We start from the raw sequence: 23,541 nt of genomic DNA on the forward strand, positions 1-23,541 counted from the left end.
ATCTCGTGGGTCTGCTGGTTATGATCCTGGGGCTTGCGCTGTTTTTTGCGGCGCATGTGTTCACGACGAAACGCGATGCACGCGCGCAGGCCATCGCGAGAGTGGGCGAGGGGACCTACAAGATCCTCTATTCGCTTGCCTCGCTTGCGGGGCTCGCACTGATCATCTGGGGCTTCGCGCATTATCGCGCGACCGGCTGGATCGACGTCTGGTATCCGCCGAAGGCGCTGAAGCACATCACGCTCGCACTGATGCTGCCCGCGGTCATCCTGGTGGTTGCGTCCTATCTGCGCGGCCGCATTTACGCGACACTGAAGCATCCGATGCTGGCCGGCATCAAGCTGTGGGCGGCGGCGCATCTTCTGGCCAATGGCGATCTCGGCTCCATCATCCTGTTCGGGTCCTTTCTGGGCTGGGCGGTGTATGACCGCATCACGCTGAAGCGTCGCACCGATGGCGGCGGTCCGCCGATTCCGGTCGGCGGCGTCACCAACGATCTGATCGCGGTCGTGGTTGGAATCGTCGCTTATCTGGCGCTGGCTTTTGCGTTCCATCCCGTCGTCATCGGCGTTCCCGTGATGGGCGGCTAGCCGATCAGCACAAGACAGGACCGCATGCCCGTGCGCGGAAGATAACGAAAGTAACAAGCCAAGGGCAATCCGATGGACTGGCCGCATTCTCAGATCCCGCCAATGCGGTTCGAGGCGCGCTTCGGCGATCGGGTGGTACCGGCATTTTGCGATCGGCCGTCGAGCCTGTGGGCGATGATTGCGGACGCCTGCGCCCGCAATCCCGACGGCGAAGCGCTGATCTCAGGCGGTGTCCGGCTGAGCTGGCGGCAGGCCGTCGAGCAGGCTGCGCGGATCGCGGCGGGATTTCGCAAGCTCGGATTGCAGCGCGGCGATCGTGTCGCGATCCTGCTCGGCAACCGCGTCGAATTCCCGCTGCTGCTGTTTGCTGCCGCGCATGAGGGGCTTGTCACGGTGCTGCTCAGCACGCGGCAGCAGAAGCCGGAAATCGCCTATGTGCTCGCCGACTGCGGCGCCAAGATCCTGATCCACGAGGCGGCACTTGCGGAGCGGCTGCCGGACGCACTGGACGTGCCCGATGTGATCGACCGCATCGCCATCGACCACGATCCGGCTCTGTCGGATTTCGCGGTGCTCGTCGACAACGCCCCGGCCGCGGCGCCGGTCGAGACGAGCGAGGAGGACACCGCGATGATCCTCTACACCTCGGGCACGACAGGCAAGCCGAAGGGCGCGATGCTGGCCCATTGCAACATCGTCCATTCCTCGATGATCTTCATGTCCTGCCTGCAATTGACGGCGGCCGACCGTTCGATCGCGGCAGTGCCGCTCGGCCATGTCACCGGCGTGGTCGCCAACATCACGACGATGATCTGCTGCGGTGGCGCGTTGATCATCATGCCGGAGTTCAAAGCCGGCGAATATCTCAAGCTCGCCGCGCGCGAGCGCGTCACCTACACGGTGATGGTGCCGGCGATGTACAATCTGTGCCTGCTCCAGCCCGATATCGAGAGCTACGATCTGTCGAGCTGGCGCATCGGCGGCTTTGGCGGCGCACCGATGCCGGTTGCCACCATCGAGAAGCTCAAGGCGATCATTCCCGGCCTCGCGCTGGCGAATTGCTACGGTGCGACCGAGACCACGTCGCCGTCCACGATCATGCCGGGCGAGTTGACGGAAAGCCATATCGACAGCGTCGGACTGCCGTGTCCGGGTGCACGCATCCTGGCGATGGACGCGGACGGGCGTGAGCTGCCGCCTGGGGAAATCGGCGAGCTCTGGATCCAGAGTGCCTCCGTCATCAAGGGCTATTGGAACAATCCGAAAGCCACGGCCGAAAGCTTCACCAGCGGGTTCTGGCATTCCGGCGATCTCGGCTCGGTCGATGCGGAGGGATTTGTCCGGGTGTTCGACCGGCAGAAGGACATGATCAATCGGGGTGGCCTCAAGATCTATTCGGCCGAGGTCGAATCGGTGCTGGCCGGCCATCCCGCCGTGGTCGAGAGCGCGATCGTCGCCAAGGCCTGTCCGGTGCTGGGCGAACGCGTCCACGCCGTGGTGGTGGCGCGTGCGCCGGTGGACAGCGAGGCCTTGCGCGCCTGGTGCGCGGAACGGCTGTCCGACTACAAGGTCCCGGAGACCATGGTGATCACCGCGGAGCCGCTGCCGCGCAATGCCAATGGCAAGGTGCTGAAGCGACAGCTGCGGGAGCTGTTGGGAAATTGACCCGGGGAGGCGGTCTCTCGGGCTGTCCCGGGTGGTTAACGCCTTGATCGGGCTCGCTTTGCCTTGCCACCGCCATATCGTTAGGGTACCCCGCCGCCACGTGGGGACGGGATTCCTGACGCGAACGCTTTGGCGCGCGCACCCGGACGGGCATGGGATTAGCATAAGTGTCTGAATTATTTGACGAAGTCGACGAGGAAGTACGTCGCGAACAGCTCAAGAAGCTGTGGGATAAATATTCGATCGTCTTTATCGCACTGATGGTGCTGATCGTCGCCGCCGTGGGTGGCTGGCGCGGTTACCAATATCTTGAAGCCAAGAAGGCTGCCGAGGCCGGTGCTGCCTTCGAGAAGGCCGCTGAGCTGTCCGAGCAGGACAAGCATGCGGAGGCCGAGGCGGCCTTCACCGAGCTCGCTGCCAAGGCTCCATCGGGCTATCGCACCCTGGCGCGGCTGCGTGCTGCGGCCGAGGCGGCGGCCCGCGATCCCAAGGCAGGCGCCAAGCTGTATGACGACATCGCCGCCGACCGCAGTGTAGGCGGCGAGTGGCAGGATCTGGCAAAGATCCGCGCCGCCGGTCTCCTGCTCGACAGCGCCGGCTATGCGGACATGCAGCAGCGGCTGGAAGCCTCGACCGCACCCAAATCGACCTTCCGTCACACCGCCCGCGAGATGCTGGCGCTGTCGGCCTGGCGCAACAACGATGTGACTGCGGCCCGCAAATGGCTCGACGCGATTGCCGAGGACGGCGAAACGCCGCCCGGCCTGCGCTCACGCGCCGAGGCGCTGCAGGCCCTGCTGCCGCCCGTAGCGAAGAGCTGAGCCGAGAGCTGAGACGAGATACCGACATGCGCCGCACGCCACGCTTGATCGCAACCGCCGTCCTGATCGCCTTCACGGGCGTGCTGGGCGGTTGCTCCAGCTTCGATCCGAGCGACATGCTCGACTTCCTCGACACCAAGAAGAAGCTGCCGGGCGACCGCAAGCCGGTGTTCCCGGAAGGCGTGCCCGGCCTCGAGCAAGGCGTTCCGAAGGATATGTACAAGGGCGCCCAGCAACAGCCCGATCCGAACGGACCCGCCGTTGCGGCTCTGCCCACCGAGCCTGCGCCCGAGCCGAAGCCGGCGAAGGGTGCCAAGGCGAAAAAGACCAGGCAGCCGGCCACCGCAGCCGTCGCGCCGGCTGAGGCGCCCGCCGGCGAAGTCGACGGCGAGGCCCAGCCCGAGGCCGCGCCGCCCGCGGCCACGCCGCCGCCCAGGCAGAAGATCGTGCGCAAGCGCACCACCGCGCCGCCGCCCGATCAATCCGTCCAGCAGGCGCAACCGACCCAGACCACCCAGCAGCAAACGCAGGGCGCCTTCCCGGCGCCCATGCCGAGCGGCAGCTTCTCGCGCTGATTTTTTCATTTCATTGACAGGCGCGGCTCCGGCAGCGCACGAATGACCCATGTCCTTTAAGATTGCCATTATCGGCCGACCCAATGTCGGCAAGTCGACGCTGTTCAACCGTCTGGTCGGGCAGAAGCTCGCGCTTGTCGATGACCTCCCCGGCGTCACCCGCGACCGCCGCGAGGGCGAGGCCAGGCTCGGCGATCTCGACTTCACGATCATCGACACCGCCGGCCTCGATGAGGGTGCCAAGGGCTCGCTGACCGCCCGCATGCAGGAGCAGACGGAGGCCGCGATCGCACAGGCCGACGCGCTGTTCTTCGTGATTGATGCCCGCATGGGCCTCACGCCCAACGATCGCGCCTTCGCCGATTTCGCCCGCAAGGCCAACAAGCCGGTGATGCTCGTCGCGAACAAGAGCGAAGGCAAGCACGGCGATGCCGGCGCGATGGAGGCTTTCGCGCTCGGCCTCGGCGATCCCATCCAGATCTCGGCCGAGCATGGCGAGGGCCTGGGTGAGCTCTATGACGCCTTGAGAGAGCTGATGCCGGAGCCCGTCGAGGAGGATGAGGTCGAGGACGACGAGCCGCTGACGGAGGAAGAGGCGGCCACGCGTCCGATCCGGGTCGCGATCGTCGGCCGGCCCAACGCCGGCAAGTCGACGATGATCAATCATCTGCTCGGCGAGGAGCGCCTGCTGACGAGCCCGGAGGCGGGTACCACGCGCGATTCCATCGCGGTCGAGATCAACTGGAAGGGGCGCGAGTTTCGGGTGTTCGACACCGCAGGTCTGCGCCGGCGCTCGCGGATCGAGGAGAAGCTCGAGAAGCTCTCGGTCGCCGACGCACTGCGCGCGGTGCGCTTTGCCGAAGTCGTCGTGATGATGATGGATGCGCAGAACCGCTTCGAGGAGCAGGATCTTCGCATTGCCGACCTGATCGAGCGCGAGGGTCGGGCCGTCGTGCTCGCCGTCAACAAATGGGACCTGATGGAAAGCAAGGGCGGCGGCGCGATCTCGAACCTGCGCCGCGATGCCGATCACTTGCTGCCGCAGATCAAGGGCGTGCCGATCGTCGCCGTCTCCGGCTTGATGGGCGAGGGCATCGATCGATTGATGCAGGCGATCCAGGATGCCTATGCGCTTTGGAACAGGCGTGTGTCGACCGCGGCGCTGAACCGCTGGTTCGAGGAGGCGGTCCAAGCCAATCCGCCGCCGGCCGTGTCCGGACGACGACTCAAGCTGAACTACATCACGCAGACCAAGGCCCGCCCGCCAAGCTTCGTGTTGTTCTGCTCGCGTGCGGACGCGGTACCGCAGTCGTATCTGCGATATCTCACCAATTCGCTGCGTGAGGCCTTCGAGCTGCCGGGCACGCCGGTGCGCATCACCTTGCGCGAGAAGGCCAATCCGTTCGCCCACAAGCGCAAGCGGCCGTCGTGAGCAACGACGCCGGCGAGGCGATGGCGCAGGGCGCAGCGCCAGTCCGGCGCGGTGCGGTCGCCTTCATCTTCGTCACCATCCTGCTCGACATGCTCGCGCTCGGCGTGATCATGCCGATCCTGCCAAAACTGATCGAGAGCTTCGTCGACAACGACACGGCCCATGCGGCCCGCATCTTCGGCCTGTTCGGCACCGCCTGGGCGCTGATGCAGTTCGTATTCTCGCCGGTGCTCGGCGCGCTGTCGGACCGCTTCGGGCGGCGGCCGGTGGTGCTGCTGTCGAATTTCGGGCTCGCGGCAGACTATGTGCTGATGGCGCTGGCGCCGTCGCTGGTCTGGCTGTTCGTCGGCCGCGTCATCTCGGGCATCACCTCGGCCAGCATCTCGACCGCCTTTGCCTATATCGCCGACATCACGCCGCCGGAGCGGCGCGCAGCGGTGTTCGGCAGGATTGGCGCTGCATTCGGCGCCGGCTTCGTGCTGGGCCCGGCGCTGGGCGGCCTGCTCGGCGATATCGATCCGCGCCTGCCGTTCTGGGCCTCGGCGGCCTTGAGCTTCGCCAATGCGCTCTATGGGCTCTTCGTCCTGCCGGAATCGTTGGCGCCGGACAAGCGCGCGCCGTTCCGCTGGAGGAGCGCCAATCCGCTCGGAGCGCTCCGCCTGCTGCGTTCCAACGCGGTGCTCGCCGCGCTGTCCGTCGTCAATTTCATCGCGCAGGTCGCGCATGTCGTGTTGCCCTCGACCTTCGTGCTCTACGCCACTTATCGCTACGGCTGGGATTCGAAAACCGTGGGGCTGACGCTGGCGATGGTCGGCATCTGCGCGATGGTGGTGCAGGGGCTCGCGATCGGCCCGATCGTGCGTGTGCTCGGCGAGCGGAACGCCTTGTTGCTCGGCCTGTGCTGTGGCGCGATTGGCTTCGTGATCTTCGGCGCGGCGCCGACCGGGCCGCTGTTCTGGATCGGCATTCCCGTGATGTCGCTGTGGGGCATTTCGGGCGCCGCCATGCAATCGCTGATGACGCGGCTGGTCGCGCCCGATCAGCAGGGCCAGTTGCAGGGCGCGACCGCGAGCGTGCAGAGCGTGTCGCAGCTCGTCGGCCCGTTCCTGTTCACGCTGACCTTTTCATATTTCATCGGCGCCAGCGCGCCGTGGCAGCTGCCCGGCGCGCCGTTCCTGCTCGCGGCGGTGCTGATGGTGGTGTGCGTGGCGATCGCAGTGCGGGCGCTGGCTGTCGCCAAGGCGCCTTGAAGAGGGCCGTCATGGCCGGGCTTGTCCCGGCCATTCACGTTCTTCGTCCGGTCCAGAACGTAGATGCCCGGGACAAGCCCGGGCATGACGTCGTGGAGGCAGTTGCGCAAGCTACGCCCTTACTTCTTCACCAGCGGGCACTCGCTGTCCTTGAGCGGCTTGGCCGCATCTTCTGCCGCGATCGTGGCGATCTGCTTGTAGTAGTCCCACGGTCCCTTCGATTCGTCGGGCTTCTTCACCTCGAACAGATAGGCCGGGATGAGACGACGCCCGTCCTCGCGCAGCGGACCCTTGCCGAACAGCGGATCGTCGGTCGGAAGCTCCTTCATCTTGGCGACGACCTTGGCGCCGTCATGCGGATTGCTGCCGAGCGCATCCATCGCCTTGAGATAATGCAGCACCATCGCGTAATTGCCGGCCTGCGTCATCGACGGCATCGCATTCTTGTTGGCCAGCGCCGAGAAGCGCTTCGACCAGGCGCGGGTCTGGTCGTTCATGTCCCAGTAGAAAGATTCCGTGAAGGTCAGGCCCTGGGCGGTCTTCAGACCCAGCGAATGCACGTCATTGATGAACAGCAGCAGCGCCGCGAGCTTCTGCCCGCCCTGTACAATGCCGAACTCGGCGGCCTGCTTGATCGAGTTCGTGGTGTCGCCGCCGGCATTGGCAAGGCCCACGACCTTGGCCTTGGACGATTGCGCCTGCAGCAGGAAGGAAGAGAAGTCCGCGGTATTGATCGGATGCTTGACGCTGCCGAGCACCTTGCCGCCGTTCGCAGTCACGACCGCGGTGGTGTCGCGTTCGAGCGCATGGCCGAAGGCATAATCTGCGGTCAGGAAAAACCAGCTGTCGCCGCCGGCCTTGGTCAGCGCCTTGCCGGTGCCGTTGGCCAACATGTAGGTGTCGTAGGTATAGGAGACCGTGTTCGGCGTGCAGGCCTTGCCGGTCAGGTCGGCGGAGGCCGCGCCGGAATTGAGCAGCACCGAGTTCTTTTCCTTGACCAGGTTGCTGACCGCCAGGGCGACACCGGAATTCGGCGTGTCCGCGATCGCGTCGATCTTGTCGTTGTCGATCCACTGCCGGGCAATGTTGACGCCGACGTCCGGCTTGTTCTGATGGTCGCCGCTGATGACGTCGATCTTCCAGCCCTTCTTGAGCAGGCCGGAATCCTCGACCGCCATCTTGATCGCGACCACGGAGTTCGGGCCACCGATGTCGGCATAGAGGCTCGACATGTCGTTGAGCACGCCGATCTTGACAGTCTTGTCCTGAGCGAAGGCGGATGTGGCAAAACCGAAGGCGGCACAGGCCAGAAGGGCCGCAGAGCGGCGCGCGAACGTCGTCGTCATAAAAGGTTTCCTCCATTGTCAAACATGCGGACGGCTCTCTTGAACGGAGCCTTGTTCCGGCTGATGGCTCTACCGTGTCCCACGGCCGGCGGCAATGCGCCTAAAGCCGGATGACGCTGCGTCGCAGCGTCATCCCTCCGTTAACTTTTGGGCAAAATGCGCCGAGACGCTATTTCAGCGCGTGCGATGTCAGCTTGAATTTCTGGATCCGCTTTCCGGTGTCGACCTCGGCGGTATAGACGTTACCCTTGGCGTCGATCGCCATGGCATGCACCCAGTGGAATTGTCCGGCATTGCGGCCGTTGTGCCCGAAGCTGCCGACCACGCTGCCGTCCTCGCGCCTGATCACCCTGATCTCGTTGTTCTCACCGTCGGCGCTGAGCAGCCAGGTCTGCTTCGGATCGGGCCAGATCGCGATGTCCCACACCGCGCCGTTGCCGAGCGTGTTCTTCTCGAAGAAGAACTCCTTCACGAAGGTGCCGTCCGTCTTGAACACCTGGATGCGGTTGTTGATGCGGTCGCAGACGTAGACAAGCCCGTCATTGGCGAGCTTCACGCAGTGGACCGGATTGCCGAATTGCTGCGCAACCGGCGCCTTGGGATCGTAAGGAGCCTGCTTGGTATCGTCGGGCTTGTTGCCGTAGGCGCCCCAGTGCCGCTTGTAGGCAAGCGTGGTCGCGTCGAACACGATGACGCGGCGATTGCCGTAGCCGTCGGCGACGTAGATTTCGTTGGCGGCCTTGTCGATCGCGGTCTCGGCGGGCTTGCCGAGCTGGGTCGTGTCGTTGCTGCCGAGGCTCGGCGCGATCTTGCCGATCTGCGCGACGAACTTGCCGTCGAGCGTGAATTTCAGGATCGCGTTGTCATTGTCGGCATTGCCGCCGACCCAGACGAAGCCGCGCTCGTCGACTTCGATGCCGTGCTCGCGGCCAACCCATTCATAGCCTTCGCCCGCGCCGCCCCACGATCGCAGCAGATTGCCATCCGTGTCGAATTCGAGCACGGGCGGCGCCGAGACGCAGCATTTCGAGCGCGGCGGAGTGAGGCTCGCGCCTTTCTCGTCGTCGGTGAGCGAGCGGGGACGATGGATCACCCAGATGTGGCCCTGCCAGTCGACGGTAATGCCGCCGACCTGGCCGAGGATCCAGTTGTTCGGCAACGGCTTTGGCCAGGAAGCATCGACCGCGAAGGTCGGGACATCGCCGGCGGTCGCCGCGCCCGGAAGCGCAAACGCGACGGCCACGATCAGAACGGAGAGGACGCGAGAGACATTTGCGAGCGCACGCTTAAAGCCTGCGCGATTCCGCCATGGCGCCATGGCAACCTCCCTTTATTGGCTTGCGGCTTGCTGCCGCTTGAGCGCGGGCAGTCAATCGCGGGGAGGCCGTCAAGTCAATCAGGCCGGCGAGCGGAAGCTCATCAGGCTGCGGGTCTTGTAGTCGTAGAACTTGCCGGTCTCGGTCCAATCAGGCGCGCACATCGGCACGATGAATTCGGCGACCTGCTCGGCTGTATCGAGCGTCGTTGGGTCTTCGCCCGGCATCAGCGTCGCGCGCATCCGGGTGCGGACGGGGCCCGGATTGAACAGATTGACGCGCAGCTTGGTGTTCGCGGTCTCCTGCGCCCAGGCGCGCGCCAGCGTCTCCAGCGCCGCCTTGGAGGCGGCGTAGGGGCTGACATAGGCGGTCGCCTTGTTGGCGGCGCCGGAAGTGATGAACACCGCGCGACCGGCGTCGGACTGCTTGAGCAGCGGCTCCATGCAACGGATCAGCTGGAAGTTCGCGGCGACGTTGACCGCCATCACGTCGGTGAAGGCCTTCAGCTCGATATGGCCGATCGGTGAGGAGGGCCCAAGCACGCCGGCATTGCCGACGAGGATGTCGAGCTTACCGTATCGCTCATGCAGGCCGGCACCTAGGCGCGCGATGCCGTCGGAATCGGTGAGGTTGAGCGGCACCAGCGTGGCGCTGCCGCCGTCCTTGCGGATCTCGTCGTCGAGCTCTTCCAGCCCGCCCTGCGTGCGCGCGACCGCAACGATATGCGCGCCGGCCTTGGCCAGCGCCTTGGCCGTGGCGAAGCCGATTCCGCGCGAGGCGCCGGTGACGAGAGCGATGCGGTTGGCGAGGGGATTTGTCATTGAAAGGTTCTATCCAGCGTCGTCCTGGCGAAAGCCAGGACCCATACGCCGTGACGTTTATGGCTAGGGAAGATGATTGTCACACCTTCTTCGTACCAGAAAGGCCTGTGGTAATGGGTCCTGGCTTTCGCCAGGACGACGAGCCTAGCTCGCCTCCGCCAGCAACGACAATTGCCGCGGCTGCTGCTCGGTCTGGGTCTGGTCGGTGAGGTGGGTCGGATAAGCCCCGGTGAAGCAATGATCCGAGAATTTCGGATTGGCGGGGTCGCGGCCGGGCTCGCCCATGGCGCGGTACATGCCGTCGATCGACAGGAAGGCGAGCGAGTCGGCGCCGATGATCTCGCGCATCTCTTCCAGCGAATGTGTCGCCGCAAGAAGACCACCACGGTCCGGCAGATCGATACCGTAATAGTCGGGATAGAGGATCGGCGGCGAGGCGAGGCGGAAATGCACTTCCTTGGCGCCGGCATCGCGCATCATGCGGACGATCTTCTTCGAGGTGGTGCCGCGTACCAGCGAATCGTCGATCAGGATGATGCGCTTGCCTTCGATCGCGGCGCGGTTGGCCGAATGCTTCATGCGCACACCGGATTCGCGGATCGCCTGCGTCGGCTGGATGAAGGTGCGGCCGACATAGTGGTTGCGGATGATGCCGAGTTCGAACGGGATGCCGGAATGCTGGCTGTAGCCAACCGCCGCGGGCACGCCGGAATCCGGCACCGGCACCACGACATCGACCGGCACGTGGCTCTCGCGCGCAAGCTGGGCACCAAAGGCCTTGCGCACCTCGTAGACCGAGCGGCCGTGGACGATGGAATCCGGACGGGAGAAGTAGATGTACTCGAAGATGCAGGGACGCGGCGCGATCGGCGGGAACGGCTTGTGGATGTCCTGCCCGTTCTCGTCGAACACGATGACCTCGCCGGGCTCGATGTCGCGGACGAAGCGTGCGCCGATGATGTCGAGTGCGCAGGTCTCGGAGGTCAGGATCGGACAACCATCGAGTTCGCCGAGCACCAGCGGACGGATGCCGCGCGGATCGCGCGCGCCGACCAGCTTCTTGTTGGTCAGCGACACCAGCGCATAGGCGCCCTCGATCTCGCGCAGCGCGTCGATATAGCGCTCGATGAAGCGGCTGCGCCTGGAGCGCGCGACCAGGTGCAGGATCACCTCGGTGTCGGTGGTCGACTGCATCATCGCGCCGTTCCTCACGAGCTCGCGGCGCAGCGTCAGGCCGTTGGTGAGATTGCCGTTGTGGGCGACCGCAAGGCCGCCGGCATTCAGTTCGGCGAACAGCGGTTGCACGTTGCGCAGGATGGTCGCGCCGGTGGTGGAATAGCGGACATGGCCGACTGCCATTGTGCCGGGCAGGCGGTCGATCACCTCTCGGCGGGAGAAGGTGTCGCCGACGAGGCCGAGGCGGCGTTCGGAATGAAAGCGGCCGCCGTCATAGGAGACGATGCCGGCGGCTTCCTGGCCGCGGTGCTGAAGGGCATGGAGGCCGAGCGCCGTGATGGCGGCGGCATCGGGGTGGCCGTAGATGCCGAAGACGCCGCATTCCTCGCGCAGCGTATCCCCCTCCAGATCGTCTTGAAGTTCCAGCGCGGCCGGGCCGAGATCAAGTAGGGCGTCCTGGTCAGGATTTCGCATCTCGTCCGAGCCTCTCGTTAGGGCTTAATCAACGCGCCGCGGGTTTCTCGATCAGCTTTTTAAGGCTGTCACGAGCCGGTTTGCTGTATCCGTCGCCACTGCCCGAAGGCTGCTGCTCGGAATCAGTTTGCTCTTCATCTGGTTTGTTTTTCTTGAATCTCTTCAAGATGGTGTTCTCGGGGTCGTCAGGCAAGAGGGCCATCAGCCAATCCCCGGTTCCCTGCAGCACCACGCGGGATTTGGCCCCCGTGACCCAATCCGGGCGCTGCTTGTCCGGCACGAGCCAGGTGAAGAACAGGAAGGCGACCACGACGATCAAAAGTCCGCGCGCCAGCCCGAACAGAAAGCCGAGGGTGCGGTCCAGTGCGCCGATGCGCGAATCCAGGATCATGTCGGAGATCCGGACCGTGATCACGGAGACCACGACCAAAGTGCCCACGAACACGCCGGCAACCACGACCACGCTCGCGACGGTATCGTTGTTGAAATAGGTCTTTGCGGTCGGCAGCAGCTTCGAGAATGAATAAAGCGTGACAATCGCCGCCGTGCCCCAGGCCGCGATCGACAGGATCTCGCGCATGAAGCCGCGAACCATGGCGAGCAGGCCCGAAATCAGCATCACACCGAGCAGGATCAGGTCGAGGATGGTTACTGGCATCGGCTGGTCTGGTCCGCTCGTACTTCAAGGTGCTCAGCGAATCGGTGCTTGGCCGCCGCCCTAAGTGAGGGCCAGACGACGTTCCCGGCAAGGCCGCAACCACGCAATCCCATGCTGCTTTTGTGACGGCTGTATAGCGGCGAGGGCGGGGGACGTCACCACCGGCTAACCCTCTCCACGGCGGAATCTTGCTGGTGTGGCATTTTTCTCTGCCGGTGCGCTCGAGTCGCCCCGCCGGGAGCCGCGTGCGGCGATCTCGGCGACCAATGTCGTCAGGCTGTTGATCGCGTTCAGCGACAAGCCGGCATCGCCGCCGGCTTCGCCCCGGGCCGATTCGGGCAGAACGGCACGCTGGAAGCCGAGTTTTGCCGCTTCTTTCAGCCGGGCCGGGGTCTGCGCTACCGGGCGCACCACGCCGGACAGCGAGATCTCGCCGAAATAGACCGCATCGGAGGGCAACTGCGCATTAACCAGCGAGGACACCAGCGCCGCCGCGGCGGCCAGATCAGCCGCGGGCTCGTGGATGCGCAGGCCGCCCGCGACGTTCAGATAGACGTCGTGGCCGGACAGCTTCACCCCGCAATGGGCTTCCAGCACCGCCAGCACCATCGATAGCCGGCTCGGATCCCAGCCCACCACGGCCCGGCGCGGGGTGCCGAGCGAGGTCGGCGCCACCAGTGCCTGCAATTCGACCAGAACGGGTCTTGTACCCTCGATACCCGCGAAGACTGCGGTGCCGGGCGTGCCGAGATCGCGCTCCGACAAAAACAGCTCGGAAGGATTGGTGACTTCGCGCAGGCCAAGCCCGGTCATCTCGAACACGCCGATCTCGTCGGTCGGCCCGAAACGATTCTTCACGGCGCGCAGGATGCGGAATTGCTGCGAGCCTTCGCCCTCGAACGACAGCACCGCATCGACCATGTGCTCGACCACGCGAGGGCCGGCGATCTGTCCGTCCTTGGTGACATGGCCGACCAGGATGATGGCCGCGCCGGTCCTTTTGGCAAAACGGATCAGGGCCTGCGCCGAGGCGCGCACCTGCGTCACCGTGCCGGGTGCCGATTCCACCGTGTCGGTCCACATGGTCTGGATCGAATCGATCACGATCAGCCGCGGCACCGCGCCCTCAGACAGCGTCGAGACAATGTCCTCGACCGACGTTTCGGCGGCGAGCTGCACCGGCGCATCCGACAGCCCGAGCCGTTCGGCGCGCAACCGCACCTGCGCGACCGCCTCTTCGCCGGAGATGTAGACGACGCGGTGTCCGGTGCGCGCGAGCAGGCTTGTGGCCTGCGTCAGCAGCGTCGACTTGCCGATGCCGGGATCGCCGCCGACCAGCAGCACCGAGCCGCGGACAAAGCCGCCGCCGGTCACGCGATCGAGCTCCGTCATGCCGGAGGACAGGCGCGGGGCGTCCTGGGTTTTTCCGGACAGGCTCTCGAGCGCGAAGGTCCGCCCCTTGCGCTTGGAGCGGATCGACACCGGCACGCTGCCGGTCGTGTCCTCCTCCGCGAGCGTATTCCACTCGCCACAGGACTCGCACTTGCCCTGCCAGCGGTTATAGGCCGCGCCGCAGTTCTGGCAGACGAAGGAAAGTGTGTTCTTGGCCATGGGGACAGCGAGTCCGGGGACAGCGAGTCGGGGGTTTCAGGTTTGCTGATAGCACGGAATGACGGGTCGAGAGAGTGAGTCCGGGCGCTCCCCGAAGCCCGGCTACGGCTGCGCCGCGTTCCAGAGCATGGAGAGGCCGGCCGCGATCATGATTGCGTCCATCACCAAGCGGAACATCTCCGGCTTCAAGCGCAGCACGAAGCGTTTGGCGATGAAGGCGCCGGCCATCAGCGACGATCCTGCGACCAGGCCTTTGACGAACACATCGCCGGTCAGCGCGCCGAAACGTTCGAAGGTCACGGATTTCGCAACATAGAGCCCGAGCGAAGATGCCGCTTCGGTGGCGAGGAAAGCGCCGCGGGACAAGCCGTAGAACAGGAATAGCGGCACGCTGAGCGGGCCGGTGGAGACGACGATGCCGGTGAGATAGCCGATGACGGCCCCACCGATCGCCAGATGCCAGAGATTGGCCTTGAGATCGTGCCGCGCCAGCCAGTGCCGAACCGGCACCATCGCGATCAGGAATACGCCGATGGCAAGATCGACGGCGTGCGAGGGCAGCGCCAGCAGTGTCCGCGCGCCGAGCACGGCGGCTGGAATGCCTGTGACCGAATAAGCCGCGCAGGCGCGCCAGTCGACCTCGCGCCACCACGCCAGGATTCGTGAGAAGTTGGCCATGACGGCGGCCACCGCCATGATCGGCACCGCCTCCTTTGGCCCATAGGCATAGACCAGCACCGGCATCAGCATGATCGACGAGCCCGTGCCGACGATGCCGGAAATGGTGCCTGCGACGAGGCCGACGATGAGGACGAAGAGGAAAGCCAAAACCGTCTCCACGAATCGGGAGAGTTTAGCCGCGGCCCGCGGCGCGGGCGATCCGCGAGGCGAGAGAACCTTATCTTGCCGAGAGCCCGGCGTTAACCATCGCCGACGGTTCCAGTCTGAGCGAAATCGCTTCGAAGTTTCTTAAATCTTACTGGGTACCTCTCTTGGGCATAGTGACCTGGGGGAAGAAGAGTATGGGTAAGCGAGCCAAACGCGGAAAGGCGCAGACGTTCGCAATCCCGATGGCAGCGCGAGTTGCAGTTGGCGCCGTCGCCGTCGCAGCGTTGGGGTACGGCTTGCTGTCCCGACCGGCGAACGTGCAACCGGCACGAAAGCCGTCCGCGCACGAAGCCCAAGCGTCATCAACTCCGGTTTACGTCTCAACGCCTGTTCATGCATCAGCTCCGACGCCGGCTTCGGCTCCGCTTACGGCCCCGGCGCCTCTGGTCGAACCGCCCAAAGCGGCTGACGTTCCCGGAGCATTCGTGCGGCAGGTGGTTGACTACGCCAGCCGCCAGACGCCGGGCACCGTGATCATCGATACCAAGAACACATTCCTCTATCTCGTTCTGAACGACGCGCAGGCACTGCGCTATGGCATCGGTGTTGGCCGCGAAGGTTTCACATGGTCCGGTGAGCAGACTGTGGCTCGTAAGGCAGAATGGCCGGATTGGCATCCGCCTGCGGAGATGGTCTCGCGTCAGCCTTATCTGCCGCGGTTCATGGCCGGAGGTCCTGGCAACCCGCTCGGCGCTCGGGCGATGTATCTGGGCGAGACCGAATATCGAATTCACGGCACCAACAAGCCCGATACGATCGGGAAGCGGGTCTCGTCCGGCTGTATCCGACTGACCAATGAGGACGTCGTTGACCTCTATGATCGCGTGAAAGTCGGCGCGAAAGTGATCGTGCTTCCGACGACCGTTGCCCGCCGAGCACCCCAAGGAGCGCCAGCCGACGCCGCGTTCCGGTTACCGGACCCGGCATCACCGCCGAACCGGCCCTCGGCAACTCACGCGCAGATGCCGTCATCTGGAGCGAAGATCGCCGAGGCGCAGTAATTCGTCCTCCGTCCTCATCCTGCAACGGAGGACAAGGAGGCAATTCAAGTCGCCTACGAGGTCATCCGGTCGGAAGCTTGTGACAGGCACAAACAATTTATGGCTTGTAGGGCGGAGGACAGACCACCACCTCGCCCGAAGAACTTCTCCGGCACGGCTCAGTCACCCCGATTGCGGTATGAGTATAAGCGTAGCTCAGAGCTGCGCCGGTTAGAGCAGCACCAAGGATTGCAATTTGCCATCGCAATTTCATGCCGTCGACGTCCCCGAAGAGGGGCGTCGACGGGCTGCCCCTTCATATCGAAGCCCGAGCTGTCTCCCGTAGGCCCTTCGCATCGCATGACGCGCTGCTGCGATGAAGTCCACGCTCCACCGTGTCGACGACCGCTTCTGAAAACATCCCGCCAGTGTTTGCCCGACGCGTCAAATCAGTGTTTCGGAGCATGCGTAACCCATTGATTTGCCAGCCATCGGCTACTGTGCATGGGGTTGTTTTTCATGTTTTTGTTGAGTTGGCGGGGCAAGTCGGTGCTCGCAGCACATGGGGCAAGTCCGGCTGCGCGCTGCTGACAGCATGTTGGCAGCAGGGTCCGGCTACGACCATCTCCTGACAAAACAAAGAGTGGGTCATGCGGGTCGAGGGAAGCTGTCATTGCGGTGAGACGGTGTTCGAGGTGACGGAGGCGCCCGCGAGCGTCACCCGTTGCACCTGTTCGCTCTGCGCCAAGCGCGGCGCGTTGTGGGCCTATTACACGCCGGCGCAGTTTCGGCTGCTGTCGCCCGCGGAGAACCTCGCGACCTATCTCTGGGGCAGCCGAACGGTCAAACACCATTTCTGCGCAAGCTGCGGCTGCGGTACCTATTCGGAGTCGCCGGACTGGTCGACCGGCAAGCCCGATTTCGACAATCCGAGGGTCGCCGTCAACGCGCGCCTGTTCGACGAGTTCGATCTCGAGACCGTGCCGGTGACCATGATCGATGGCAAGAATTTATGGTGAGCATGCGCTCTCGCGCATGTCTGCTGCTCGTCCGTGCTCTTGAGGCCCTCTTGAAAAGCTGATCTGTTTCCGGCCCGACAGAAAAAGGGGAGGAAGCCGATGATGCGTCTTTTCGCGCGAGTGATGCTCGCGATGTGTCTGGCCGTTGTAGCCGGCTTCAATGCGCAGGCGCAGACCAGGCCCAAGGTCACGACATCAGGACCGGATTTCCCCAAGGCCGCGCTGTTCGTCGGCAACAGCTTCTTCTATTACAACAACGGCATGCCCGGGCATCTCTCCTTCATGGAGCGGGCTGCGGACCCTGAAAACAAGACGGCCTATCGCAACACCATGGCGACGATCGGCGGTTCCGGCCTCGATTGGCATGACATGGACAACCTGCTGCGGCCGGGTGGCCTCGGCGCCTATTCGTTCGACGAGCAGAACAACGTCGTCTTCAACAAGCCGGGCAGGCAGTACGACGCCGTCGTGATGATGGATTGCAGCCAGTGCCCCATCCATCCGCAATTGAAGGACGCGTTCACGACCTTCGTAAAGAAGGACAGCGAGATCGTCCGCGCCAACGGCATGCGGCCGGTCTTGTTCATGTCCTGGGCTTACGCCGACAAGCCTGAGATGACGGAAGCGTTGGCCGAGGCCTACACAATCGCAGGCAATGCCAATGATGCGCTGGTGATCCCCGCAGGTTTTGCCTTCGCGCGCGTGCGCAAGCTGCAGCCCGAGCTCAATCTGTATGCGCCGGACAAGCGGCACCCGAGCCCCGCAGGCACATATCTGGCGACCTGCGTGACGTTCGCCGCGCTGACCGGCCGCTCGCCGGTCGGCAATTCCTACACGATGGGACTGGACGGCCCGACGGTGGAGCTGCTGCAGAAAGCAGCGTGGGACACGGTGCAGGAGTATTACGGGCGTTGACCTAGCGCAGCACGACCCACGCCGGTGCGTGGTCGCTCGCGCCTTCTTCGCCGCGAACCTTCTTGTCCACGCCGGCTTTTGCCAGGCGTGAGACGAGGGTAGGGCTGAGCAGGACATGGTCGAGCCGCAGGCCCGCATCTCGCGGCCAGCGGTTTCGCTTGTAATCCCAGAAGGTGTAGATGCGCTGCTCGGGGTGCAGTTCGCGGATCGCGTCACACCAGCCTTGTGCCAGCAGCGAGGCAAAGGCCGCACGGCTCTTCGGTTGGATCAAGGCATCCTTGTCCCACGAGCGCGTCGGATAGATGTCGAGCTCATCAGGTGCAACGTTGTAGTCGCCGGCGAGCACCACGGGCAGCCCCTGCTTGAGCAAGGTTCTGGCATGGCGCTTGAGCCGCGCGAACCAGTCGAGCTTGTAGTCGAATTTCGGTCCCGGCTGCGGATTGCCGTTCGGCAGGTAGATGCTGGTGACGATGACACCGCGTACCGCGGCCTCGATGTAGCGGGCTTCGTGATCGGCAGGTTTTCCCGGCAAGCGATCGCGGGTGAGAATGGGCTCGGCATTGCGGGCCAGGATGGCGACGCCGTTCCAGGTCTTCTGTCCACACCACACTGCGCCGTAACCGGCCTTTTCGATCGCGGTCGCCGGAAATTCGCCATCACTTGCCTTCAACTCCTGAAGTGCGACGACATCTGGCTTCGCCGTTCGCATCCATGCCAACAGATTGGGCAGGCGGCGATTGATGTTGTTGATGTTGAATGTCGCGATCTTCATGTAGAGCTACCGGCTCCTGCCTTCCGTTACCGGAGAAACAATGTCCAAGTTGAGCTTTGCCGTCATCGCCGTCGCCGTTGCGTTCTCCGGGGTTGCCTCGGCACAATCATCCGATCCGCGCGGCGCGTGCAAGGCCGACTACGACAAATTCTGCGCCGGCATTGCGCCGGGCGGCGGCATCGTTGCCTGCCTCAACGGCAAGCGCGACAAGCTCAGCGCAACCTGCAAGACGGCGCTGGACAGCAGGAAAAAGAAGTAGGCGGCAAGCCGCTCAGCCCGGCAGCGGCGGCGGGCTTGTGGGCTGTTCGACCGATGGCGGAGCGGGCGTCTGCTGCTCGACCGCCTGCGCGGAAGCCGGCCTGGCCAGCGGCTCCACCACGTTCCCGCCCTTGTAGATGCGGGCGTAGCGGCGGCCGAGGCTGGTCAGCACCTCGTAGCCGATCGTTCCGAAATGATGCGCGAGCTCGTCGACGGTGATGCCCTCGCCGAGCAGCGTGACCATGTGGCCGCGCCGCGCCGCGTTCGGCGGCAGATCGGTGATGTCGATCGCGATCAGGTCCATCGAGACGCGGCCGGCGACCGGACAGCGCTTGCCGGCGACGATGACCTCGGCGCCGCGGGTGCCGTCATTGGAGCTTGCGGCGCGGAAATAGCCGTCGGCATAACCGACCGCGATGATCGCGAGTTTCGTCGGCCGCCGTGCCGTCCAGGTGCCGCCATAGCCGACGCTCTCGCCGCGCTCGACATTGCGGATCTGCACGATGCGGGCCTTGAGATCGACCACCGGCTGCATCGGATTGTCGGCCTCGGGCGTCGGGTTGACGCCGTAAAGCGCGGCGCCCGGCCGCACCATGTCGAACTGGAAGGGCGCGCCGAGGAAGACGCCGGACGAATTGGCGAGCGCCGCCGGCACGCCGGAGAATTCGCTGGCGATGCCGCGAAAGGCCGCGAGTTGCTTGGCATTCACCGGGTTGTTGAGCTGCTCGGCCGAAACCAGATGGCTCATCACCAGCGTAATGCCGTGATCGCCGGCGTTGATGCGGGGGATGATAGCCTGCGCTTCCGCAAGCGTCAGGCCGAGCCGGTTCATGCCGGTGTCGATGTGGATGGCGGCGCCACCGGTCCAGCCGGTGCGGCGGCAGAACACGTCCCATTCGGCGAGCTCGTTGAGATCGCCGATCACGGGGCGGCAGTTGATCTGGGCGTAGTGCTCGCCGGTGTTCTGGAAATAGCCGCCGAGCACGTAGATCGCAGGCTCCGGCACCGCCGCGCGCACCTTGCGCGCTTCCCCGATGGTGGCGACGAAGAAGGTCTTGCAGCCGGCCTTGTTCAGGGCACGCGCGACTTGCTCGGCGCCGCAGCCATAGGCGTCTGCCTTGATGACCGCCGAGCATTCGGCCGGCACCGCCGTCTTCTCGAGCTTGCGCCAATTGGCGATGATGGCATCGAGATCGACGGTGAGCACGCCGCCGAAGGTCGCGAGCGCGGCAGCCTGATTGGCCTCCGCGGAGAGAAGGCCGGATTGCGGGATCATTTTCGGGTCGGACGCCATTGTCATGGCGCCGTTTTACGCAAGAGGCCGGTCAGGTTCAACCCAGGGAACTCAGTAGTCGCCGCCGCCGCGGTCCGGCACCTGGCTGTCCGGCGCAAGGTCGCCGAACCGGGTGACCGACGCTTCGAAGGCCAGATCGACGGTGCCGGTGGGGCCGTGGCGCTGCTTGCCGATGATGACTTCGGCCTTGCCGTGCGCAAGATCCATGTCCAGGCGCCATTTTTCGTGCTCGGGTGTGCCCGGGCGCGGCTCCTTGTTTCCGAGGTAATATTCCTCGCGATAGACGAACAGCACGACGTCGGCGTCCTGCTCGATCGAGCCGGATTCGCGCAAATCCGAGAGCTGTGGCCGCTTGTCGTCGCGTGATTCGACCTGGCGCGAGAGCTGCGAAAGCGCAATCACGGGCACGCTGAGTTCCTTGGCGAGCGCCTTCAGACTGGTCGTGATCTCGGTGATTTCCTGCACGCGGTTTTCGCTGCGCTTGCCCGAACCCGACAAGAGCTGGATGTAGTCGATGACGATGAGGTCGAGGCCCTTCTGCCGCTTCAGCCGGCGGGCGCGCGCCATGAGCTGCGCAATCGAGAGACCGCCGGTCTCGTCGACATAGAAGGGCAGCGACTGCAGCTCGATCGAGACCTCGCGGATCTTCTCGAAATCGGCCTCCGAGATGCCGCCGCGGCGGATCGACGAGGAGGGAATGCCGGTGCGCTCGGCCACGATACGCGTGGCGAGCTGGTCGGCCGACATTTCGCAGGAGAAGAAGCCGATGACGCCGCCATGGGCGGCCTTCATGGTGCCGTCGGCCTGGAGTTCTGGAACGTAGGCCCGGGCGACGTTGTAGGCGATGTTGGTCGCCAGCGACGTCTTGCCCATGCCGGGGCGGCCGGCGACGATGATGAGGTCGGAGTGCTGCAACCCGCCCATTTTGGTGTCGAGGTCGCGCAGGCCCGTGGAGATGCCCGACAGCTTTCCGTCGCGCTGGAACGCTTTCGCGGCCAGATCGACCGCAAGCGTCAGCGCCTGCGAAAATTTCTGGAAGCCTCCGTCATAGCGGCCGGATTCGGCGAGTTCGTAGAGGCGGCGCTCGGCGTCCTCGATCTGCGCCCGCGGCGCGAAGTCGACCGGGGCGTCATAGGCGACATTGACCATGTCCTCGCCGATGCCGATCAGGTCGCGTCGCAATGCCAGATCGTAGATGGTGCGCCCATAATCCTGCGCATTGATGATGGTGGTTGCTTCGGCGGCGAGGCGCGCCAGATATTGCCCGATGGTCATGCCGCCGATGTCGGTGTCGGCGGGCAGGAAGGTCTTCAGGGTGACGGGCGTCGCGATCTTGCCCATCCGGATCAGGCTGCTGGCGGTCTCGAAGATGGTCTGGTGCAGCGGCTCGAAATAATGCTTCGGCTCCAGAAAATCGGAGACGCGGTAAAACGCGTCGTTGTTGACCAGGATCGCGCCCAGAAGGCTCTGTTCCGCCTCGATGTTATGCGGCGCGCTCCGATAGGCGGGGGTTCCGGCTTCGGGCGCGAGTTTGAGAACGTTCGAATCAGTCAGGGCCATGGTCGAGCGATAGCAATTTTCTGGGGCGGATGCGGGGCCGGGATAAAGCGCCGCCTCAGCCCAAAGCGGAAGCAAAAGCTCGCCGCTATCAACCGATCATTAAAATGGTGGATGATTGACCGCCGCAGCACGCGCCGCGCTTGACGGATTTTCGTGGAACCAGGTCGCGGCCTGGAAGCGGCCGCTACCGCGCCACGGAAAACGCCGGATGAAGTGAACCTGATGGGGTGCCGGGCAGACACATCGAGACGCGCGCGAATGACCCACGGCCAGGCGCTTTTGGCTCGGTTCAGACCAGCAGGAGGTAGACCAGTGCAACCAGGGCCGCCCCGACGCCGGTAGCGATCAGGGCGTAATCGGTGCGGAGGTCGTCCTGCACGTCGAATGAGGCTTTGGTCTTGTTGCTCATGGCGACGGTCTAACCCAGGGCCGACGAGACTTATGTGAAGCAGATCACATCTCCCCGGGTTCTTTCGGGGGTACAGCCGGAACAGGTTAGCGGGCGGGGGGTTGTCTCCTGATCTGCCACCAGGGAACGAGGCAAGCGATGCGGCCAGAACGGCAGCCCCGGAATTGGCGAAGCGAAGCAGGCAGCCGACTTTGGCTGTCGGGGCTGATCGCGGCCATGGAGCACGCTGAGCGGCCGGAAGTGCGTCGGGAACCGGTCGCCCCTGAAATCCTGAAAGCGCTGCGGATGCAATTGGCCTTAACGGCCTCTTCCCCGTCTACTCCGGTTTCGACCCTGCGCCACTAGGACTCATTCACCAGCCAGCTTCAGCCTCGGCGTGGCGCCGGCTTCGACGGCCCGCAGTCGGGCTTCTTCACGCGCGATGTAGTTGCGCGTCATCGGCACGACGCCCTGACGGCGGGTGAGTTGAATCTGGAAGTTCATCATATGCTGCTTGCGGAACGTCATCTCGCTGGCTGCTAGGTAAAATTCCCACATCAGCGCGAAGCGCTCGTCATACAGCTGCACGGCTTCTTCGCGTCGCGCCATGAAGCGCTCGCGCCATGCCTTCAGGGTTTCGGCGTAATGAAGGCGCAAAATCTCGATGTCGCAGACCAGCAAGCCCGCCCGCTCGATCGCCGGCAGCACCTCCGAGAGGGCGGGGATGTAGCCGCCGGGAAAGATGTATTTGGCGATCCAGGGATTGGTGGAGTCCGGGCCCTGCGAACGGCCGATCGAGTGCAGCAACATGACGCCGTCCTTATCCAGCAGCTCGGCGCAGCGCCGGAAGTAGGTGTCGTAGAAGCGGGCGCCGACATGCTCCAGCATGCCGACTGAGACGATGCGGTCGAACGGACCGGCGATGTCGCGATAGTCCTGAAGCAGGAATTTGGCCGATCTGGTCAGGCCCTTTTCGGCTGCGCGCGCATTGGCGATCTGCAACTGCTCGGTCGACAACGTTATGCCGGTGACGTCAGCACCTGCGATCTCGGCGAGATAGAGCCCAAGTCCGCCCCAGCCCGAACCGATGTCGAGGACGCGCTGGCCGCTCTTGACGAGCAGCTTTGCGGCGACGTGCCGTTTCTTGGCAAGCTGTGCATCGTCGAGCGTGCTCTCCGGCGTCTCGAAATAGGCGCAGCTATATTGCTTGTCGGCGTCGAGGAAGAGCGAATAGAGCCTCGCATCGAGATCGTAATGATGTGCGACGTTGCGGCGGGATCGCGGGCGCGGATTGAACTGCTTCAGGTGCCGCACCAGATAGCGCAGGTGCCACCAGGGTTTTGCCCAGTGCGGCAACAGGTCGGGTTGACCGAGCAGGATCGCGAGAGCATCAGCTATGGTGCCATGCTCGACAATGAACTCGCCGTCCATATAGGCCTCGCCAAGCCCGAGCTCGGGATTGACGAGGATCTTCCGCTCTGCGTCCCCGGTGACGAAGCGGACTGCGACCGGTTCGCCCGAGCCGTCGCCGACGGTGAACTTCGAGCCCTTCGCCGTGGTCACCGTCATCGACCCGCGGCGGATGAATTGAGACAGGAATTGACGCAACAATCGGTCCATCGGCACCCATCCTCTCGAGCGAACCCGAAGAGATGCGACTAACCCGGCCTTTCACACCCTACGCCCGGGCATCTCAGCGGTTCCTATGCGCTTGCATCTAGATCTAGGGAGG

21 protein-coding genes are annotated in these 23,541 nt (G+C 64.4%); 10 read left to right on the plus strand and 11 right to left on the minus strand.

The features are described 5' to 3' along the window. Positions 1-5: 5 nt before the first annotated feature. The 6 genes from ACFQX9_RS21400 to ACFQX9_RS21425 all read left to right on the plus strand — a co-directional run bounded on the left by ACFQX9_RS21400 (position 6) and on the right by ACFQX9_RS21425 (position 6,333). Positions 6-590 carry an NnrU family protein gene (locus tag ACFQX9_RS21400; RefSeq protein ID WP_026233743.1) on the plus strand — a complete coding sequence of 195 codons (585 nt, stop codon included), beginning with the start codon at positions 6-8 and terminating at the stop codon, positions 588-590. Positions 591-662: 72 nt separating this feature from the next. Then, positions 663-2,255, plus strand: coding sequence for a class I adenylate-forming enzyme family protein (locus ACFQX9_RS21405; RefSeq protein WP_247297483.1), 1,593 nt, complete (start codon positions 663-665; stop codon positions 2,253-2,255). Between the two features lie 167 nt (positions 2,256-2,422). After that, positions 2,423-3,076, plus strand: a complete 654-nt coding sequence (locus ACFQX9_RS21410) for a tetratricopeptide repeat protein (RefSeq protein WP_018459142.1) — start codon at positions 2,423-2,425, stop codon at positions 3,074-3,076. Positions 3,077-3,102: 26 nt separating this feature from the next. Continuing rightward, positions 3,103-3,651, plus strand: coding sequence for a hypothetical protein (locus ACFQX9_RS21415; protein WP_026233742.1), 549 nt, complete (start codon positions 3,103-3,105; stop codon positions 3,649-3,651). A 49-nt stretch (positions 3,652-3,700) separates the two neighbouring features. Further along, positions 3,701-5,083 carry a ribosome biogenesis GTPase Der gene (gene der, locus ACFQX9_RS21420; protein WP_018459140.1) on the plus strand — a complete coding sequence of 461 codons (1,383 nt, stop codon included), beginning with the start codon at positions 3,701-3,703 and terminating at the stop codon, positions 5,081-5,083. Next, positions 5,080-6,333 carry a TCR/Tet family MFS transporter gene (locus ACFQX9_RS21425; RefSeq protein WP_247338069.1) on the plus strand — a complete coding sequence of 418 codons (1,254 nt, stop codon included), beginning with the start codon at positions 5,080-5,082 and terminating at the stop codon, positions 6,331-6,333. The genes der and ACFQX9_RS21425 overlap by 4 nt, the downstream gene beginning before the upstream one ends. 119 nt (positions 6,334-6,452) lie before the next feature. On the opposite strand, the gene ACFQX9_RS21430 is transcribed toward ACFQX9_RS21425, so the two are convergent. The 7 genes from ACFQX9_RS21430 to ACFQX9_RS21460 all read right to left on the minus strand — a co-directional run bounded on the left by ACFQX9_RS21430 (position 6,453) and on the right by ACFQX9_RS21460 (position 14,563). Further along, positions 6,453-7,679 carry an ABC transporter substrate-binding protein gene (locus tag ACFQX9_RS21430; protein WP_377790378.1) on the minus strand — a complete coding sequence of 409 codons (1,227 nt, stop codon included), beginning with the start codon at positions 7,677-7,679 and terminating at the stop codon, positions 6,453-6,455. Between the two features lie 169 nt (positions 7,680-7,848). Then, the gene (locus ACFQX9_RS21435) at positions 7,849-8,997 is read right to left on the minus strand and encodes a hypothetical protein (protein WP_377790380.1); all 1,149 of its coding nucleotides are present in this window, start codon (positions 8,995-8,997) and stop codon (positions 7,849-7,851) included. A 78-nt stretch (positions 8,998-9,075) separates the two neighbouring features. Beyond that, positions 9,076-9,816 (minus strand): SDR family NAD(P)-dependent oxidoreductase, encoded by a 741-nt coding sequence (locus tag ACFQX9_RS21440; RefSeq protein ID WP_377790382.1) that lies wholly within the window; start codon positions 9,814-9,816, stop codon positions 9,076-9,078. A 144-nt stretch (positions 9,817-9,960) separates the two neighbouring features. After that, positions 9,961-11,466, minus strand: a complete 1,506-nt coding sequence (gene purF / locus ACFQX9_RS21445; RefSeq protein ID WP_018459135.1) for an amidophosphoribosyltransferase — start codon at positions 11,464-11,466, stop codon at positions 9,961-9,963. Positions 11,467-11,494: 28 nt separating this feature from the next. Further along, a complete protein-coding gene (locus ACFQX9_RS21450; RefSeq protein WP_007592055.1) occupies positions 11,495-12,124 on the minus strand; it encodes a CvpA family protein in 630 nt (209 codons plus the stop codon). Positions 12,125-12,289: 165 nt separating this feature from the next. Then, positions 12,290-13,735, minus strand: coding sequence for a DNA repair protein RadA (gene radA, locus ACFQX9_RS21455; protein WP_377790384.1), 1,446 nt, complete (start codon positions 13,733-13,735; stop codon positions 12,290-12,292). Between the two features lie 102 nt (positions 13,736-13,837). Further along, positions 13,838-14,563: a sulfite exporter TauE/SafE family protein gene (locus tag ACFQX9_RS21460; protein ID WP_094183584.1), complete on the minus strand. Its 726-nt coding sequence runs from the start codon at positions 14,561-14,563 to the stop codon at positions 13,838-13,840. A 194-nt stretch (positions 14,564-14,757) separates the two neighbouring features. On the opposite strand from ACFQX9_RS21460, the gene ACFQX9_RS21465 reads away from it, so the two are divergent. From ACFQX9_RS21465 to ACFQX9_RS21475, 3 genes are all read left to right on the plus strand, one after another. Further along, a complete protein-coding gene (locus ACFQX9_RS21465; RefSeq protein WP_026233741.1) occupies positions 14,758-15,624 on the plus strand; it encodes a L,D-transpeptidase in 867 nt (288 codons plus the stop codon). Positions 15,625-16,253: 629 nt separating this feature from the next. Next, on the plus strand, positions 16,254-16,622 hold the full coding sequence (locus ACFQX9_RS21470; protein ID WP_018459131.1) for a GFA family protein: 369 nt from the start codon (positions 16,254-16,256) through the stop codon (positions 16,620-16,622). A 99-nt stretch (positions 16,623-16,721) separates the two neighbouring features. Next, positions 16,722-17,537, plus strand: coding sequence for a DUF4886 domain-containing protein (locus ACFQX9_RS21475; RefSeq protein WP_018459130.1), 816 nt, complete (start codon positions 16,722-16,724; stop codon positions 17,535-17,537). Position 17,538: 1 nt separating this feature from the next. Here the strand turns inward: ACFQX9_RS21475 and ACFQX9_RS21480 are convergent, their stop codons facing one another. After that, positions 17,539-18,309, minus strand: a complete 771-nt coding sequence (locus ACFQX9_RS21480) for an exodeoxyribonuclease III (protein WP_377790387.1) — start codon at positions 18,307-18,309, stop codon at positions 17,539-17,541. A gap of 40 nt (positions 18,310-18,349) precedes the next feature. Here ACFQX9_RS21480 and ACFQX9_RS21485 point away from each other — a divergent pair, with 40 nt between their 5' ends. Beyond that, positions 18,350-18,568: a cysteine rich repeat-containing protein gene (locus tag ACFQX9_RS21485; protein ID WP_247368419.1), complete on the plus strand. Its 219-nt coding sequence runs from the start codon at positions 18,350-18,352 to the stop codon at positions 18,566-18,568. A gap of 12 nt (positions 18,569-18,580) precedes the next feature. Here the strand turns inward: ACFQX9_RS21485 and alr are convergent, their stop codons facing one another. The 3 genes from alr to ACFQX9_RS21500 all read right to left on the minus strand — a co-directional run bounded on the left by alr (position 18,581) and on the right by ACFQX9_RS21500 (position 23,429). Then, positions 18,581-19,861 carry an alanine racemase gene (gene alr, locus ACFQX9_RS21490; protein WP_377791046.1) on the minus strand — a complete coding sequence of 427 codons (1,281 nt, stop codon included), beginning with the start codon at positions 19,859-19,861 and terminating at the stop codon, positions 18,581-18,583. Positions 19,862-19,912: 51 nt separating this feature from the next. Continuing rightward, positions 19,913-21,421 (minus strand): replicative DNA helicase, encoded by a 1,509-nt coding sequence (locus ACFQX9_RS21495; protein ID WP_018459126.1) that lies wholly within the window; start codon positions 21,419-21,421, stop codon positions 19,913-19,915. Between the two features lie 757 nt (positions 21,422-22,178). Beyond that, positions 22,179-23,429, minus strand: a complete 1,251-nt coding sequence (locus ACFQX9_RS21500) for a cyclopropane-fatty-acyl-phospholipid synthase family protein (protein ID WP_247368414.1) — start codon at positions 23,427-23,429, stop codon at positions 22,179-22,181. Positions 23,430-23,541 lie beyond the last annotated feature (112 nt).

The sequence above is a fragment of the Bradyrhizobium sp. GCM10028915 genome, assembly GCF_042666195.1.
Taxonomy (GTDB): domain Bacteria; phylum Pseudomonadota; class Alphaproteobacteria; order Rhizobiales; family Xanthobacteraceae; genus Bradyrhizobium; species Bradyrhizobium canariense_D.